The 18,632-nt window shown below is 39.2% G+C and carries 11 protein-coding genes and 1 tRNA gene; 10 read left to right on the top strand and 2 right to left on the bottom strand.

Translation table 11 applies throughout. From position 1 onward, the window contains the following. Nucleotides 1-10 precede the first annotated feature (10 nt). From P278_RS07620 to P278_RS07585, 7 genes are all read left to right on the top strand, one after another. Nucleotides 11-2,101 (top strand): PKD domain-containing protein, encoded by a 2,091-nt coding sequence (locus tag P278_RS07620; protein WP_051413466.1) that lies wholly within the window; start codon nt 11-13, stop codon nt 2,099-2,101. 19 nt (nt 2,102-2,120) lie between these two features. Further along, nucleotides 2,121-3,008, top strand: coding sequence for a hypothetical protein (locus P278_RS07615; protein ID WP_038264539.1), 888 nt, complete (start codon nt 2,121-2,123; stop codon nt 3,006-3,008). 59 nt (nt 3,009-3,067) lie between these two features. Beyond that, on the top strand, nt 3,068-4,192 hold the full coding sequence (locus P278_RS07610; protein WP_051413465.1) for a glycoside hydrolase family 16 protein: 1,125 nt from the start codon (nt 3,068-3,070) through the stop codon (nt 4,190-4,192). A 1-nt stretch (nt 4,193) separates the two neighbouring features. Further along, nucleotides 4,194-6,503 carry a beta-glucosidase BglX gene (bglX, locus tag P278_RS07605; protein WP_038264536.1) on the top strand — a complete coding sequence of 770 codons (2,310 nt, stop codon included), beginning with the start codon at nt 4,194-4,196 and terminating at the stop codon, nt 6,501-6,503. Nucleotides 6,504-6,791: 288 nt separating this feature from the next. Next, nucleotides 6,792-8,399, top strand: coding sequence for an alpha-L-fucosidase (locus P278_RS07595; RefSeq protein WP_161808349.1), 1,608 nt, complete (start codon nt 6,792-6,794; stop codon nt 8,397-8,399). A 233-nt stretch (nt 8,400-8,632) separates the two neighbouring features. Further along, entirely contained in the window at nt 8,633-9,388 is a 756-nt protein-coding gene (locus tag P278_RS07590; protein ID WP_038264526.1) for an SDR family NAD(P)-dependent oxidoreductase, read from the top strand. Between the two features lie 73 nt (nt 9,389-9,461). Continuing rightward, on the top strand, nt 9,462-10,043 hold the full coding sequence (locus P278_RS07585) for a TetR/AcrR family transcriptional regulator (protein WP_038264524.1): 582 nt from the start codon (nt 9,462-9,464) through the stop codon (nt 10,041-10,043). An 899-nt stretch (nt 10,044-10,942) separates the two neighbouring features. Here the strand turns inward: P278_RS07585 and P278_RS07580 are convergent. Beyond that, nucleotides 10,943-11,027: transfer RNA gene (locus P278_RS07580), tRNA-Ser, on the bottom strand. Between the two features lie 165 nt (nt 11,028-11,192). Here P278_RS07580 and P278_RS07575 point away from each other — a divergent pair. The 3 genes from P278_RS07575 (at nt 11,193) to P278_RS07565 (ending at nt 16,578) form a co-directional block, all read left to right on the top strand. Beyond that, nucleotides 11,193-11,945 carry a sulfite exporter TauE/SafE family protein gene (locus P278_RS07575; RefSeq protein WP_038264521.1) on the top strand — a complete coding sequence of 251 codons (753 nt, stop codon included), beginning with the start codon at nt 11,193-11,195 and terminating at the stop codon, nt 11,943-11,945. Nucleotides 11,946-12,087: 142 nt separating this feature from the next. Next, on the top strand, nt 12,088-12,720 hold the full coding sequence (locus tag P278_RS07570; protein WP_038264518.1) for an NAD(P)H-dependent oxidoreductase: 633 nt from the start codon (nt 12,088-12,090) through the stop codon (nt 12,718-12,720). A 90-nt stretch (nt 12,721-12,810) separates the two neighbouring features. After that, the gene (locus P278_RS07565) at nt 12,811-16,578 is read left to right on the top strand and encodes a transglutaminase domain-containing protein (protein WP_038264516.1); all 3,768 of its coding nucleotides are present in this window, start codon (nt 12,811-12,813) and stop codon (nt 16,576-16,578) included. Nucleotides 16,579-17,471: 893 nt separating this feature from the next. Here the strand turns inward: P278_RS07565 and ribB are convergent. After that, nucleotides 17,472-18,617 (bottom strand): 3,4-dihydroxy-2-butanone-4-phosphate synthase, encoded by a 1,146-nt coding sequence (gene ribB, locus P278_RS07560; RefSeq protein ID WP_152973906.1) that lies wholly within the window; start codon nt 18,615-18,617, stop codon nt 17,472-17,474. Between the last annotated feature and the right edge of the window lie 15 nt (nt 18,618-18,632).

Genomic DNA, 18,632 nt, shown 5'->3' with positions numbered 1-18,632 from the left:
ATTTAAAAAGATGAAAACATTTAAAAACATCATAATACTTTTCATTACGGCAGGATTATTTTTTGCATGTAATGACGACGAATATGGAAATCTCGACGCCTTAAAGTCGGATGTAGCTCCTACCAATGTTAAAGCACTTTTTAGTGTAACTCAAGATAATACCGGAACCGTAACCATAACGCCATCGGCTGATGGAGCAACTTCTTTTAAGGTTGATTTTGGAGATGGTGAAACTGTTAGTGAGGTGTTGAAGGCTGGTGAAAATATTACTCACGTATATCCCGAAGGAGAATACAGTGTTAATGTAATGGCATACAGTCTTACGGGACTGGAAACGATAGAGGAGTTACCATTGATAGTTTCTTTTAAAGCGCCAGAAAACCTTGAAGTTGCAATCACCAATGATGAAGCGATTTCAAAACAAGTTAATGTAACGGTCAATGCAGATTTTGCGGTTTCTTTCGATGTTTATTTTGGAGAGGCCGGAAATGATGAACCTGTTATGGCAAATATTGGAGAAACGGCGTCCTATGTTTATCAGGAGCCTGGTACCTATACCGTTCGGGTAGTAGTAAAAGGTGCTGCGATTGCTACGACAGAGTATACTGAAGAATTTGAAGTTACTGCAATTCTACAACCATTAGCTTCAGCACCAATGCCTCCTGCAAGGTTCGGAGGTGATGTAATCTCTATTTTTAGTGCTGCTTATGAAGATGTTCCCGGAACTGATTATTTCCCTGATTGGGGACAAGGCGGACAAGGAAGTAGCTGGGCAATGTTTGAACTAAATGGAGACCAGATGTTACAATACGTCAATTTAAGCTATCAGGGAATTCAATTGGAAAATTCAATTGACGTATCTAATATGGAGTATTTACACCTCGATGTGTGGACTGCAGAAGATGTTAATAGTATTAAGACTTCAATCATTAATAATGCCTCAGGGGTTGTTACGGAAGCTCCGGTAACCAGTATCTTAACACCTAATGAATGGACAAGTATAGATATTCCGATTTCAGACTATATTGATCAGGGCTTAACGGTTACTGAAATTTTCCAAATGAAGTTTGAGGGAGAACCATGGGCTGCAGGAACTGTATTTATAGATAATATCTATTTCTGGAAATCTCCGGAACCTGCTTCAGGTTTAGAGGGAATCTGGCAAATAGCACCGGAAGCCGGAGCCTTAAAGGTCGGACCGAGCCCTGGTAGTGGTGAATGGTGGTCAAATGACGCTCAAACAGTTACTGACAGAGCATGCTATTTCGATGATACCTATGTATTCTCTTTAGATGGTTCCTTCGCAAATGTTTTAGGGGAAGAGACCTGGTTGGAAACCTGGCAGGGAGTTGCTGCAGAGCAGTGTGGAACTCCTGTAGCACCACATGATGGATCAGGAGATGCTACTTTTGTGTACGATGCCAATATGGGTACATTAACCCTTGATGGTTCAGGAGCGTATATCGGACTTCCGAAGGTGAATAACGAAGGAGAATTACCAAATGTTTCTGTACCAACATCAATTACATATGACGTCAGTTTATCTGATGATAATAATACAATGACTATTGGAATTGAATCAGGATCCGGCGTATTCTGGACGTTTAAACTTATCAGATATATTCCTCCGGTTGCAGGAACCTGGCAGTTAGCTCCTGAGGCAGGAGCCTTGATGGTAGGACCGAGCCCCGGAAGTGGAGAATGGTGGTCTAGTGATGCCCAAACAGTTATAGACAGAGCTTGTTATTTTGATGATTCTTATGAATTTGGTTCAGACGGATCATTTAAGAATGTACAGGGAACTGAAACCTGGTTAGAGACATGGCAAGGCGTGGCAAGTGAACAATGCGGCACTCCGGTAGCTCCTCATGATGGATCAGTAACTTATACTTATGGGTACGATGAAACCAACGGAACCATCACTCTCAATGGTACCGGAGCGTATTTAGGACTTCCAAAAGTGAATAACGATGGGGAATTACCAAATGTAGCCGTCCCTGCATCGATCAGCTATGATGTGAATATGACAGATAGTAATACCATGATTGTTACCATTGAGGCTGGTACCGGTGTATTCTGGACTTACAAGCTCGTTAAATAATATTTATAATAATCAGAATATGAAAAGAATAGCATATATATCAAGTCTTTTGTTATTGACACTACTATCCTTTAGTAGTTGTGATGAGGACAATTATGAATTTGGAGATATTGTTTCTCCTTCAAACCTGAATATTGAAATAGATATTGTAGGGGCAGATAGTGAAAATCCTTACGGAGATGGGAGTGGCGTTGTGAATTTTTCAGTGAATGCTGATAATGCGTTGTCTTATAAGTTCGCTTTTGAGGGTTCAGAAGCGGTTGCTACCTCTGGTGAGTATACTTATAATTTTAGTAAAACAGGTACGCACGTTTATACGGTAACGGTTATAGCCATTGGCACAGGTGGTGTTGCCACCAGTCAGGCGGTAGAAGTGGAGGTGTTAGCACTATATGCTCCACCACAAGATCTTCTTGATATGCTTTATGGTGATGGTTCACGTACCTGGAGAATTAAAAATGAAGCAGCCGGACATTTTGGAGTAGGACCGGCAGAAGAAACTTCTCCTATATGGTATGCTGCATCCCCGGATGAAAAGAGTGTGACAGGAATGTACGACGACCGATATGTGTTTACCCAGGAAGGTGATTTCCAACATTTAACACAAGGGACCGTATTTGGTCAGGCGGCGCCATTAACAGAAGATTTTGGAGGCGACAAAGGTCAGACGGCCAATAGCAATAATGAGTTTGAGAATTATCCGTTGGAGGATTACACCGAATCATGGTCGCTATCCGCACCCGGTGGACAAGAGACTATTTCTTTAACCGGAACTGCATTCTTCGGATTCTATGTTGGAGGTTCTCATAATTACCAGATCATTTCGCGTTCTGAAAATGAGATGTTAGTGAAGACGATAGGTAATGATGGAAATGCCTGGTTCTTTATACTGATTGCTGAAGATTAATATACTTAAATCATTAAAGCAAAAGGGGTTACCCCTTTTGCTTTACGATCTCATTTAATATGGAAAACAATAAAATAAGAACGGTAATATCTAACATTACGATATGGATGTTGTTTTTAGGTACGGCAATCGCCTGCAGTAAAGAACAGGGTTCACCAACGGAGGAGGAGGTTGTATATCCGACCAATCTAAAAGTGGATATTAGTTTAGCGGGGCAGGATGATTATCACCCTTATGGTGATGGAACTGGAGTGGTAGTTTTTAACGTAAGCGCAGACAATGCGATTAAATATGAATTGACCTATAATAATACCACTATTGAAACCAATACAGAGGGATATTTTGAATATCAATTTAAAAAAGAAGGCCTTGATGAATATAAGGTAGAAGTGATAGCCTATTCGGAAACAAACCATGCCGCTAAGCAACAAGAGACGGTAACCATTCATGTTAATGAAAATGGATTTTCGGAATTGGTTTGGTCTGATGATTTTGATGGTGGTAGTGGTAGGCTGGATGCTTCAAAATGGAACTATGACCTTGGAGATGGTTGTCCTTCCTTATGTGGTTGGGGAAATGGAGAGCAGCAGTATTATACAGATCGTAGTGACAATGTAAAAGTTGAAGACGGATTTTTGAAAATTACGGCTAAAAAAGAAACATATGGAGGAAAAAGCTACACCTCGGCTCGCATTAAAACTCAGGGGAAATTCAGTTTTACTTATGGAAAGCTTGAAATTTTAGCCAAACTACCTAATGGTGGAGGCACCTGGCCGGCCTTATGGATGTTGGGTGAAAATATTAGCAGTGTAGGATGGCCTCAATGTGGAGAAATTGATATCATGGAACACAGGGGGAATTATCCAGGACAGGTTTCTTGTGCACTACACACCGAGAGTAGTTATGGGAATACCAATAACAAAGGTGAAGTTAAGGTGGATAATGTTTCGGGTGAATTTCATTTGTACGCTATAGAATGGACGGAGGAGAAAATCGATTTTTATGTAGATAATAAATTGTTTTATACCTATCAGCCATCTACGAAAACTGAGGCTTCATGGCCTTTTAATAAAAATCAGTTCATAATTCTAAATATTGCCATGGGGGGTACGTTAGGAGGTGAAATACCTTCTTCTTTTAATGAAGCTGAGATGGTGGTTGATTATGTAAAACTCTATCAATAAAATGAACATTTTAAAGAACAGTTTACTGTTACTTGTTTTGGTAACAGCGGGATCCTGCAGCTCTAAATCAGAGGGGGGAATGGATCAAAAGGCAAGTAAAAGTACCCATCTTAATCAGGAGGTGGAACGAAAAATAGATTCCCTGCTTTCACTGATGACGCTGGAAGAAAAGGTGGGTCAGATGAATCAGTATAATGGTTTTTGGGATTTAACGGGGCCAGCTCCCAAGGAGGGAGATGCAGCTAAAAAATACGATCATTTAAAAAGTGGTCTTGTAGGTTCTATGCTGAATGTCACCGGGGTCGAAGAAGTTCGTTCGGTTCAAAAAATAGCAGTAGAGGAGACCCGTCTGGGGATTCCCTTAATTATAGGTTTTGATGTTATTCATGGTTTTAGAACCATAAGCCCGATCCCGTTAGCTGAGTCTGCAAGTTGGGATTTGGAGGCTATTAAGAACTCTGCTGCGATGGCAGCAAAAGAAGCCGCAGCATCGGGAATAAACTGGACTTTTGCTCCCATGGTTGATATCTCAAGGGATGCTCGCTGGGGAAGAGTAATGGAAGGTGCCGGAGAAGACCCTTATTTAGGAAGTAAAATTGCGGTGGCAAGAGTAGAGGGATTCCAGGGAAGTGACCTGGCAAGCCCATATACCGTAGCGGCATGCGCAAAACATTTCGCAGGTTATGGCTTTGCTGAAGGTGGACGCGATTATAATACGGTTGATGTGGGTACATCAACTTTGTACAATACCATTCTTCCTCCGTTTAAAGCAGCGAAAGAAGCAGGGGTTCGTACTTTTATGAACGCTTTTAATGAATTAAATGGCATCCCGGCTACGGCAGATCGATTTTTGCAAAGAGAACTTCTTAAAGATCAATGGAACTTTGATGGATTTGTGGTGTCAGATTGGGGTTCTATGATTGAAATGCAGGCTCATGGATATGCGAGAGACAGAAAGCATGCCGCTGAGCTGGCTGCAAATGCTGGTTCGGATATGGATATGGAGTCGTATGCCTATGTCAATGAACTTGTTGACCTGGTAAAGCAAGGCAAAGTACAGGAATCGGATCTGGACGATTCGGTTCGTCGAATTCTCAGGGTGAAATTTGAATTAGGGTTGTTCGAAGATCCTTATAAATATTTAAATGAAGAACGAGAGGATGCTATTGTTGGAAGTAAGGAGATCAATGATGCAGCTCTTGATATGGCCAGAAAGTCAATCGTATTACTAAAGAATAAAAACAACCTGTTGCCGCTAAAAAGAAAAGGACAAAAAGTTGCCTTAATAGGCCCTTTTGTATCAGATAAGACAAGTCCGCTGGGGAGTTGGCGTCTTGCAGCAGAAGACGGAACAGCAATTTCTTTAGCCGAGGGCATGGCTTCTTATGAAGACAATACTGTAAGGGTATCCGAAGGTGTTAAGCTTTCAAATGGTTCTAATTCATTCCCTATGGAAGTCAAAGTTAATTCCAGAGACAGGAGTGGTTTTGATGAAGCTGTAAAAGTAGCTAAAGAAGCAGATGTAGTGGTTATGGCCCTTGGAGAGGATGGATTTCAGAGTGGAGAAGGAAGAAGTCGGGCCGAGCTCGGACTTCCAGGTTTACAGCAGGAACTATTAGAGGAGGTTTATAAGGTAAATAAGAATGTTGTGTTGGTATTACATAACGGAAGACCCCTGGCTATCGAATGGGCCGATCAACATATACCTGCGATAGTTGAAGCCTGGCAGCTAGGTACCCAAAGTGGTCATGCCATTGCGCAGGTACTTTATGGAGATTATAATCCAAGTGGTAAACTCCCGGTAAGTTTCCCAAGAAGTGTCGGACAGATGCCGCTTTATTACAATTATAAGAATACAGGAAGGCCAACATTACCGGGAGAAGGAGTCGTGTTCTGGTCGCATTATATAGATGAAGAGAATACGCCATTGTATCCGTTCGGACATGGTTTAAGTTATACCGAGTTTACTTATGACACTCTAAAAGTAAATAAGCATACAGATGGAGTACAGTTAACTTTAACAGTTAAGAATAATGGTGAAGTAGTTGGAAAAGAGGTAGTTCAGGTGTATATACGTGATCATTTCGCTACGGTTACGCGGCCTGTTAAAGAATTGAAAGCTTTTGAATTAGTGTCCTTGGCTCCGGGAGAGGAACGACAGTTACAATTCAATCTTACTAAAAATGAATTGGGATATTATTTAAACGACGGTTCCTTCATTCTCGAGCCTGGCGATTTCACAGTTTTTGTCGGAGGAAGCTCTGATACAGTTTTAGAGGAAACCTTTACGATAGAGGCGCTTGATGAGTAGGCGTGGCGTTGGAAGGTTTTTAAGTTAGCTGAAAGGCATAACCCTTATTTGGAGTTATGCCTTTTTTCATACTAAAAAACTTAAATACTCCACGATTTCTAACAGGATATAAAAATGTATAAGGGTAATTTAATTGGATGACATTTTTGTCGATTTTCAAATTAAATAGGTAATAAGATAATGAATAGTAATGATCTGTGTTAATTAATTTTATATTTTTGGGCATAAGGCCTAATGTAGTGATGTAAAATTATTAGGTTAGGTGTATTTAATTAAAAAATGGAGGTAATGAAAAAATTAAGATTCTGCAGTATATTCATTTTTATTCTAGGTCTGGGAGCTTACGCTCAGACTGAAGAAGTTTCATGGGAAGACATCAGGGAGGGGTATGAATTTCCTGAATGGTATACCGGTGCCAGGTTTGGAATTTGGGTGCATTGGGGAGCACAAACGGAGCCTAAAGAAGGAGGTGGATGGTATGCCAGGCATATGTACATGCAGGATGTGGGGAATGAAAAATGGGGTTCGGCTGCGTATGAATACCATCTTAAAACATATGGTCATCCCTCTGAGAAAGGTTATAAAGATGTTCTCAATGAATGGAAGGCAAAAAATCTTGATACAGATAATTTGGTGAAGTATTTTAAAAGTATTGGAGCTATGTATTTTGTCGCATTGGCCAATCACCATGATCATTTTGATAATTTTGATTCGAGCCATCATCCATGGAATTCAGTTGAAATAGGTCCTAAGCGAGATATAATCAAGGAGTTTGAAGTTTCATGTAAAAAATATGACATTCCATATGGTGTAAGCTCTCATGATGATCGCTTTTTGTCGTGGTGGTTACCTGCTTTCGGGTCGGATACCTCAGGGGTATACAAAGGTAAACGTTACGATGGCTATATGACCCGTGAAGATGGTAAAGGTACATGGTGGGAAGGACTCGATCCGGCAGATTTGTACGGATTGCCACCAGAACAGCGTACTCCTGAATACATTAAGAGTGTTAAAGAAAACTGGATGAGACGCCATAAAGAATTAGTTACCAGGTATGATATTGATATGCTTTGGTTTGATGGTTATGGATTTCCATATGGTGATTATGGTAAACAAGTCTGTCAAACTTTTTTTAACCATAAGATGAAAACGGGTAATGGCAAGATAGATGCAGTGGTGGTTGGTAAGTATACTGGAGAACCTTCGACGGTTAAAGACATCGAACGAGGAGGTGCACATGAAATTCTGCCATACCCATGGCAGGGGATTACAACGTTTCGCACTTGGTTTTATAAAGAGGATAAGGAGCGTTTAGCTTACACACATAATACCCGTACCGTTATAGAGTTACTTTCAGATTACATGAGTAAAAACGGAAACCTGCTTTTAAATGTAGAACTGTTACCGGATGGAACCATACCTCCAAAGCAAAAGCAGATGCTTGATGAAATTGGGGAGTGGGTGAACCTTAATAGCGAAGCGATCTATGAAACGAAGCCTTGGTTGATCTATGGCGATAACCTTAATTCTTATTTAAAACGAACGGAAGACGGAACCACAGAGACCGATCTACAGGCATTAAAAGACCAAAAAAAGGCGGCCCATTTTAATGAAAGAACCTTGAATAGTCCGGAATATGGTCCTGATGAAGTTCGCTTTGTAACTAAAGGAAACAAGCTTTATATGATCGTTTTAAATCCACAGGCAGGTATTATCGATATTCCGTCATTAGGTTTGGGATCGAAGCAAAAACCTGGAAAGATTACAGCCATTAGTTTAATCGGCAAGCAGAAGCCTGTTACATATAAACAATTGAATAAGGGGCTGAAACTTAACGTGCCTGAAGATCGACCAAATAGGTATGCCGCAGTGTTTAAATTGGAAGGAGTACTTTAATTTAACGGTCAAGATTCAGAGGTAAAAAGCTTCTGTGGTCTGCGACCATATTCGTATGGAGGTAACTTTATTTAAGAAAGATGTCCCAGATTTTTTCCAGTCTTTAAAAGAATCAATTAGCATTGTTCATTATTTAAATGTTTGTTTTTATTTGGAACAATCATTCTGATATCGCTATATTTGTTTACAGAATGATCGTTCTAATATAAAATAATAATCAAAAATTAAAGACTATGAGTACATTAAATGAGAAAGTTGCGGTTGTTACGGGAGGTAATAGCGGTATCGGATATGCATCCGCTCTTAAGTTAAAAGAACAGGGGGCCAAAGTTATTATTACAGGCAGGTCTCCCGAGCGTGTAAAAGCTGCAGCCACAGAATTGGGTGTTGAGGGATTCGTCGCCGATGTTAGCGATTTAACCGCAATTGATGCTCTGGTAATAAGTGTAGAGGCCAACTATGGTAAAGTAGATATTTTATTTGTGAATGCCGGTATTTTTCAACCAGCAGGGATAGGTCAGATTACAGAAGATCAATTTGATCATCAAATGGATATCAATTTTAAGGGGGCGGTTTTTACTATTGAAAAATTTCTTCCAATCCTTAACGATGGAGCCAGCATAATTAATCTTTCGTCGATTAATGCTTATACCGGAATGCCAAACACAGCTATATATGCGGCATCCAAGGCTGCTTTAAATTCGTATACCAGGACTGCCGCATCAGAATTGGCAGCACGAAAAATTCGTATAAATGCTGTGAATCCGGGTCCGGTATCCACGCCAATTTTTCAAAAAACAGGGATGTCTGCAGAACAATTAAACGGATTTTCTAATGCGATTCAAAATCGTATACCGTTAAAACGCTTTGGTGAACCTGAAGATGTAGCTAATCTGGTTGCTTTCCTGGCATCTGATGAGGCTTCATTTATTACCGGAGGAGAGTATAATATTGATGGGGGGATTAATGTGAATCCAATTTTAAGCTAATTTTTTTAACCAATTTTGGAACGTATGTTCTGATATGGTATCTTTGTGGGAGTATCTAAATACTCCCATTTTTATGCCTAGAGTTAAAACATTTAATGAGCAGGAAGTCCTGGAAAATGCCATGAACCTCTTTTGGGAAAAGGGGTATGCAGCTACATCCATTCAGGATTTGGTGAATCACCTGGGAATTAACCGCGCAAGTCTTTACGATACCTATGGAGGTAAAAAGGAGCTGTTTTTAAAATCGTTTGCTTATTATCGAAATAAGAATATTTCCGGGTTGAAGGCCTTTTTTAAAGTGCATCCTGATGTTAAAGAGGGATTTAAAACGCTTTTTAATATAGCTGTTGATGAAGCTGTGAACGATCCCGCCCGGAAAGGATGTTTTGTAGTCAATACCACCACTGAGCTTATTCCTGGTGATACTGAAATACTTCATATTTTATCCGAAAATAAAATCACCCTTGAAAATCTGTTTTTTAATTATCTTCAGCTAGGTGAAGAAGAACAGCAGTTTGGGCGTGGTAAAGATTTAAAGTCAATCGCCTCCTTTTTATACACTTTATACAGCGGAATAAGAGTAATTGGAAAGGTAGCTCCTGATAAAGGTAAAATCTCAAAAACAGTTGACATAGCGTTATCTGTATTGAATTAAAGAATATCTTTTTTATTACCTAACCCATAAGCAAGCTTGGAGAGGAGGTTTGTAGCCCTTGGAGTCTTTGTAACCTCTGTAGCCTTAGTCATTTCGCCCAATGTCATTCCGCATTTATTACGGAATCCTCGCTCCACTCATCACTCCCAATGTTATTGCACAGGCATTGCGGAATCTCTTGATGCTATGCTTAATCCATTAATATGTTAACTGGAATCAGACCATTTTATTCCAATGTCATTCCGCACCAATGTAATTCCACATCTATTGCGGAATCCACGCTCCACTCATCATTCCCAATATCATGACGCATGCATTGCGGAACCTCTTGATGCTAACCCTAATCCGTAAATATAGTAACTGGAACCAGCCTATGCTTTTCCATTGTCATTCCGCACCCAGTGTCATTCCGCATTTATTGCGGAATCCACACTTCACTCATCATTCCCAATGTCATTGCACATGCATTACCGAATCTCATGATGCTATGCTTAATTGGTTATTCTTTCAAACATCAATCACAGTTTTTACATGAACACAACGATTAGGCATGATCCTAAAGGAGGACCGAGCGTTGAAAAAAGGTCTAGTGGACCTTTTTAGCGATGGGGCCAGCTGGCGCGATGGCAAGCAAAGAAAACCGGATCTTGCATGGCAAGCCCCTCTGTTTTTTATGCCCTTTTGCCTTCGCTGAAGCGAGCTTTGATTAAAATATAAAAGGGGTTATTCGGAACGTTGACACGTTCCTCATGATCCCAGGTGGGGGGTCCTTGCAAAGAAAACCGGATCTTGCATGGCAAGCCCCTCTGTTTTTTATGCCCTTTTGCCTTCGCTGAAGCGAGCTTCGCTTGGCTTTAGGGCATAAAAAAACCGGAACGTTGCCGTTCCGGTTTTCTTTGCGGAGAAAGAGGGATTCGAACCCCCGGAGGTGTGACCCTCAACAGTTTTCAAGACTGCCGCATTCGACCACTCTGCCATTTCTCCTTTGCGGTTGCAAATATAAAAACCTTTTTTATTTCTCAAAAGTAAAAATACACCTTTTTTTAAATCAATTTGTATGTGTCTTTGGATCAGTTTTATACAATTCAAAAAAAATTATAATAGGAAGAGTTTTGACTAATAATGTACATTTGCAAGCAAATAATATTTATGTCACCTTTATTAGAAGCAGGCTTACTGATAGCAATAGGTTTTATTGTCGGGATTATAAATACCATTTCGGGTGGAGGTTCGACCCTTACCCTTCCGATACTTATATTTTTAGGTTTAGATGCTCCTACGGCTAACGGAACGAACCGGATTGCCATATTAACACAAAATATCACTGCAATAGCCGGCTTTAAGAGTAAAGGAATTAAAGTGAGTAAAATTAGTTGGTGGCTCGGAGTGTCAGCTTTGATAGGATCTTTGATCGGTGCTAAAATAGCAATTGACGTTAAAGATGAAACCTTCAACAGAATACTTGCCGTGGTGATGATTTTTATTGTTGGTCTAATGGTTTTTAAACCCAAAAGAAGCCTTGATGAAATTGCGGAGCGCTTAACCGGGAAATATTTTTGGATGTCGCTTGTTGCTTTCTTTTTTATAGGGATATATGGAGGTTTTATTCAGGCGGGTACCGGTATACTAATGATGTTAGCACTTTCTTTTATCAATAATATGAGTTTGGTAAAAACCAATGTCGTAAAGGCCGTAACCATGTTGATCTATACGATAGCCACACTCATGGTATTTTGGTTAACCGATAATCTAAACTTTAAATACGGACTTCTCATGGCTATTGGTCAAGCCGCCGGTGGATGGCTGAGCAGTAGATGGTCTGTAAATAAAGGTGATGGATTTGTGAAGCTTTTTCTTATCTTAATGGTGATTGTAATGGCTGTTAAACTTTGGTTTTTCTAATAGCCGGATAACAAAAACCTATTTATTAAATTAGTTATATTCTCGGCGAAGCCCTTATTTTGTTTTAAATAAAGAGAAGTCATTTTGAGGGAGAAAACATTAAAGAGACTTCAGCAGAACATTTAATATAGAACACTATATCATGGATATCTTAAATAAATTACAATGGCGTTATGCTGTTAAAAAATTTGATTCGGATAAAAAGTTACCGGCAGAGAAACTGGAAGTACTAAAGCAGGCTTTCAATTTAACAGCCACTTCCTATGGTTTACAACCTGTTAAATTATTAATTATTGAAAACCAGAAACTAAAAGATCAACTGGTAGCTCATTCCTGGAACCAGCCTCAGGTGGCGGATGCCTCGCATTTGTTGGTGTTTTGCATTCATAATGATGTTGATGAAAACTATATCAAAACGTATTTTAACAGGGTTAAACAGGTAAGAGAAACTCCGGATGATGTTTTAGAGCCTTTTAGAAATTTCCTGATCGATGACTTTGGAAGTAAAACACAAGAGGAGATTGATACATGGGCGATTAAACAGGCCTATTTAAGCATGGGTAATCTGTTAACCGTTTGTGCAGCTGAAGACATTGACTCTTGTCCAATGGAAGGATTTGTTTCAGAAAAATATGATGAAATTCTGGAGCTTCAAGCAAAGAATTTAAAATCGGTCTTAGTAATGCCTGTTGGTTATAGAGCTGCAGATGATATGTTTGCAGATTTTAAGAAAGTAAGGAAGGAACTTTCAGAAGCTATTGAGGAGATTATTTAAGTAAAATTGTCGAATATTTCCTCAGATTGATTTTTTTTTAGTTATTTAGGTGGGTAAATCAGAACAGACCAATACCCAAATAATACATCAATGAAAAAATCAATCTCCTACCTTTTGTTTTTCCTATTCATTAGTTTATCGCTTCATGCCCAGGTAAAACCCAATAAGTTCTGGGATGCCATACTACAAAACAATAGAGATCAGGCCGAAAAACATATAAATTCTTTAGGGAAATCAGATATTGAAAAGGCACTTCAAAAGCAATTATTAAGTATTGAAAAAGGAAATATACTTCCGGAAAATACTTTTTATAAAGCTATTGCTAAGTACGATCTGGAAGAATTGGAGTATTATTTATACGCACTCTGGAACCAGCCATACTTCTTTGACAATTATCTCGAACAGGGCTTTTCTAAATATAACGCCAATGCCGTACTTACCCTGAGTAAATTGAACTTCCCGGCAGGAACGGTTAAAGAGGCATTGAAGTATTTGAATGCAATCATTCATCGTAATAATAATGAATGGGAGGCTTATTACGCATCAAATAATAGTGTAAATGCTATTAGAGGATGGCAATATTGTGGAGTTTTTGAGAATCTCAATCAAAGTGGTCATGAGGTGGTGTATCCTCCGGAATCCATAGCACATACCACCACAGATTTTAATGCGAACAGCAATGGGTTTATAAATTGGTATGATGCTAAAACCGACCCAAGAGAAGCATATCAGTTTTTTATTAATCACAATGAGTATGGAGCTGGCGTAAGTTATGCCCAGACATTTATCACTTCTAATGAAACTAAAAGAGTGACCTTGCGATTGGGAAGTGGATCGAGTTATAAAGTATGGGTGAATGATGTATTATTATTGGAGAATAATAAAGATGTTCAGCGAGAGATGGATGATGCTCAGGTAGCTTTTGAGTTACCATCAGGAACCAACCGCTTACTCATAAAGTTATCTGAAAGTAACGATCAAACTTATTTTATCGCCCGTTTGACTGATACTTCGGGAAATCCGGTTTCAGGAATAACATCTGCTCCTGCATACAAGGAATATAACAGAAGTACACAATCTTCCCTCGAGGCAAAAGTGTTACCAAATAAGTACCATGCTTTTTTTGAAAACAAATTAGCTGAAGATCCCAATAATATGTTCTATGCATTTTGCCTGGCAAATGCTTACTTAAGGGTTTCGAAATATGAAGATGCAAAAAGGGTGATCAAGCCATTTATTGAGGCCTATCCACGAAGTTCATTCCTCAGAAAAACACTTATAAACTGCTATACGATAGAAGGCGATGCTTCTTCAGTAAATAAGATCAAAGAGAATTTGGATAAAGACGATCCGAATTATTATTTGCCACTACTGTTCAAGTTTACAGACCAAGGGGAGTTAACCAGGATGGATGTGAACGAATTGGAAGATTTTTTAGTGCGTTTTCAGAATAGCTGTAAATCTCCCATCATTGCAAAGACTGCCGAATTTATGCTAAACGCCAAGAGACTTGATAAATCGGCAATGAAAAAGAATCTTGATGATCTGCTTGAAATAACCAAAGACAGAATAAGTTTAAGAGTAACCTTTGCTCCTGCGTACGAACAGGTGTTTAATGATAAAGAGCGGGCCATTGGAATTTTAGAAGAAGTGAATCGTAATTATTTTGACTATAGTGCATTACTCAGTCTTTCTAATTATTATCAGAAGGAGAATAAAAAGGATAAAGCACTGCAGCTGTTTGAAGATAAATACGAATACTTTAAAACCGATAATACTATTATTTCAGACTATGTAGCACGCCTGTTGAAGTATGAAATGTATAAGGAGGCCATACCTTATCTGGAACGATCCCTGTATAACTTTCCCTATGCATTTACCGCCATGGAAGAACTTGGTGATGCCTACCTGCAACTGGGCAAAAAGGAGGAGGCAATCAAATGGTTTCAAAAATCACTTTCCCATAATAGTAGCAGCGCTGCATTACGAACGAAAATAAATAACATTAAAAAAGTTGGTGATCCAATCAACGACCTGGTAAGTGAAGGGGTATATGAGCTTTTAGCGGAAGAAAGAAATAAGATATCAGAGAATCATTACGGGTATAATATTTTATTAGATGAAGTCGCAGTTCACCTGTTTGAGGAAGGAGGCGGAAAGTATCGATTTAGAATGGCTTATGAGATTACGGGTCAAAATGGGATCGATACCTTTAAAGAGTATAATATAGGACTAACCGGTAGCTTTACGGTGCATAATTCAGAAATTGTTAAAAAAGACGGATCTTTAGTGCCAGCCGATAGGAGTGGAGCTAATTTAGTCTTTGAAGGTTTGGGTATAGGTGACGTAGTGTATATAGATTGTGAATATATCTTCAGTGAGTATGGTAGGTTTTATAAAGATTTTATTGATACTTTTCAAATAGATGCTTCACACCCGGTAGTAAAACAATCATATAAAATCCTTGTTCCTAATTCCATCTCGTTAGGTTATAAAGTTGTGAACGGTAGCTTGAAGGAACATACCAAAAAGTATGGCGATTATAAACTGATTGAATGGACCCTTGAAAATAATGAAAGTAAGCCCCGCGAAGAATCGTATATGCCACCTTCATCAGATGTGTATCGAACATTGCATCTAAGCACCGTAAAAGATTGGAGTGTTATTGCTAACTGGTATTCGGATCTGGTAAGGTCTACAATGGAAATTAATGACGTCGTTTCCCAGACCTTTAAAGAGATCTTCCCGAACGGATATAAAGGACTCACAGAAAAGGAGAGAGCTGAGAGAATATATGCATATATGACTGCTAATTTAAATTATAGTCATGTGAGCTTCAGACAAAGTGGATATGTACCTCAAACCCCGTCCAAAACCTTAAAAACCAAATTAGGAGACTGTAAAGACTTTTCGTCTTTATTTGTTACGTTGGGGGAGATGGCAGAACTCGAGAGCATAATGGTGCTGATCCTTACCTCCGATTATGGTAAAAGAGCTATGGTGTTACCGAATAAAAACTTCAATCATTGTATCGTCAAAGTTAAATTCGATGGGGCATATCAATATTTGGAGTTAACAGACAAAAACCTGCCGTTTCAAGCCCTTCCGAACTCTTTAATATGTGCTAGTGCTCTTGATATACCCAGAAAGTCGGAAGCGGGTAAAGAGAGTGAATTGTATAACCTCGGGGATGTTAAGCGCGCAGCAACTGTTTTTTATAATGCGGCTGATATTAAGATCACAGAAGATCAAAAAACATATGATATCACAACGAAAGTTTCCGGGAGCTTGAAATCCAGTTATGCCGATTTATTTGCCTCAAATGGTGATGAAATTTTAAAACAGCAAATTCAATCAGATTTCAAAAAGCGAATGGGGATAGACCTAGTTTTAAATGAGATTACGAATGTTCAGAATGAAAGTAAGTCAGCATCCTTGAGCTTTGATTCTAATATAACAGTTAATGAAACAGATAATAAGATAGGAGAAGTTAAAATATTTAAATTACCTACCCTGGCCAATGCGTATACTACCAGTATTGTAGACGAAAAGGAGAGGCAATATCCAATCGATTATATACAATATGAAAACACGGATGAATACATCACCGAATATCATATAAGTCTGCCGCAAGGTGGTCAATTTGTGGAGATTCCTCAAAACAAATCATTTCAATTTCAGGATCACCGTTTTAATATTACTTATAAGCAAATCTCAGACGCAGTCCTCGAAGTGAAAATGGTGGCTAAGGTAGATCGCAAAGAAATAGCTACGGATGATTATTTAGCCTTTAAAGAGTACGTAAAGGGCATATTGGAGGCTAAGGAAACGTTTATTGGGTATAAGTTGAAGTTATAAGGACAATAGAAAACGGAGAGGAAGTTTTGACTCCCTACTATCATGGATTCCGCAACGAGTACGGAATGACAAAGGAGGAGTATTCGTGTTCATTTTGACATGGATTCCGCAATAAATGCGGAATGACAGGAAGAGAAAAAAACAATTCTCCCTTTAGGGGTACAGGGGGCAAGGAATTGTTTTGTATAACGTCACTGCGAGGAGGATAATAATCCGACGTGGCAGTCTCATCAATTGTAGTTGACAGCCTACAAATGGATTCCGCAACGAGTACGGAATGACAAAGGAGGAGTATTCGTGTTCATTTTGACATGGATTCCGCAATAAATGCGGAATGACAGGAAGAGAAAAAAACAATTCGCCCTTTAGGGGTACAGGGGGCAAGGAATTGTTTTGTATAACGTCACTGCGAGGAGGATAATAATCCGACGTGGCAGTCTCATCAATTGTAGTTGACAGCCCACAAATGGATTCCGCAACGAGTACGGAATGACAAAGGAGGAGTATTCGTGTTCATTTTGACATGGATTCCGCAATAAATGCGGAATGACAGGAAGAGAAAAAAACAATTCGCCCCATTAGGGGTGCAGGAGGCAAGGAATTGTTTTGTATAACGTCACTGCGAGGAGGATAATAATCCGACGTGGCAGTCTCATCAATTGTAGTTGACAGCCTTCAAATGGATTCTGGAACAAGTGCGGAATGACAAAGGAAGAGTATTCGTTTTCATTTTGACATGGATTCCGCAATAAATGCGGAATGACAGGGGGTGACAATATCTCGTTCTGATTCTGATTAAATAGATTCCGAAACAAGTGCGGAATGACAGGAGAATAACAATAGAAATAAAAAAGGCAGCGATAAGCTGCCATTTTTATTTCTAACATGAAGTATTAATAATTTTTATAGTCAACAATCTCTAAACCATACCCAATCATACCCACACGTTTTGTGTGTTCTGAGTTGCTCATTAAAATAATTTTAGAGATATCAATATCGTGTAAGATCTGAGCACCTATACCAAAATCTTTACTGTCCATTTTAATTTTAGGAGCTTTCATTTCACCTTCGGCTTGAAGCGACTTTAATTCTTTTAAACGTCTTAACAAGTCTAATGCACGAACTTCCTGGTTAATAAATAAGATGGCTCCTTTGCCTTCTTCATTTATTTGCTTAAACATGCTGTCTAACTTCTTGTCAGCATCATTGGTAAGCGTTCCTAAAATATCATTGTTTACAAGCGTAGAGTTAATACGTGTAAGTATCGGGTCTCCAAGCTTCCAGCTACCCTTCGTTAGAGCGATGTGTATGTGTTTGTTGGTGGTTTGTTGGTAAGCTCTTAGTCTGTATGTACCGAAACGTGTTTCAATGTCGAAGTCTTCTTTTTTGTCGATCAGACTGTCGTGTTGCATTCTATAACCTACCAGGTCTTCGATAGAAACCAGTTTAAGGTCAAACTTTTTAGCCACCTCTACTAATTCCGGCAAGCGGGCCATGGTACCATCTTCATTCATGATTTCGCAGATAACTCCAGCTGGTTGAAACCCTGCAAGACGAGCAAAATCAATGGCTGCTTCCGTGTGCCCGGTTCTACGTAAAACACCACCTTCTTTGGCAGTAAGTGGAAATATATGCCCCGGACGTGTAAGTGCGTGCGGTTTGGTTTCCTTGTTTACTAAGGCTTTTATGGTTTTAGCACGGTCAGAAGCCGAGATCCCGGTAGTAACACCTTCACCTTTTAAGTCGACAGATATGGTAAAAGCAGTTTCCATGGCATCTGTATTATTCTGTACCATGGGTTGTAATTCGAGCTCACGACATCTTTTTTCGGTGAGCGGAGCACAAATTAATCCCCGGCCATGAGTAGCCATGAAATTGATCATTTCCGGAGAAATCTTATCAGCTGCAGCAACAAAATCACCCTCATTCTCGCGATCTTCATCATCTACAACAATAATCACTTTTCCATTTCTTATATCCTCAATAGCTTCTTCTATCGTATTGAGTTTTATCGTATTTTCAGAAATTGTAGTTGCCATAACAAATTTTGTACA

The sequence above is a fragment of the Zhouia amylolytica AD3 genome (genome assembly GCF_000511935.2).
Classification (GTDB): Bacteria; Bacteroidota; Bacteroidia; order Flavobacteriales; family Flavobacteriaceae; genus Zhouia; species Zhouia amylolytica.
Note: the sequence above shows the minus strand (reverse complement) of the source record. Positions and strands in the feature narration are given on the sequence as shown.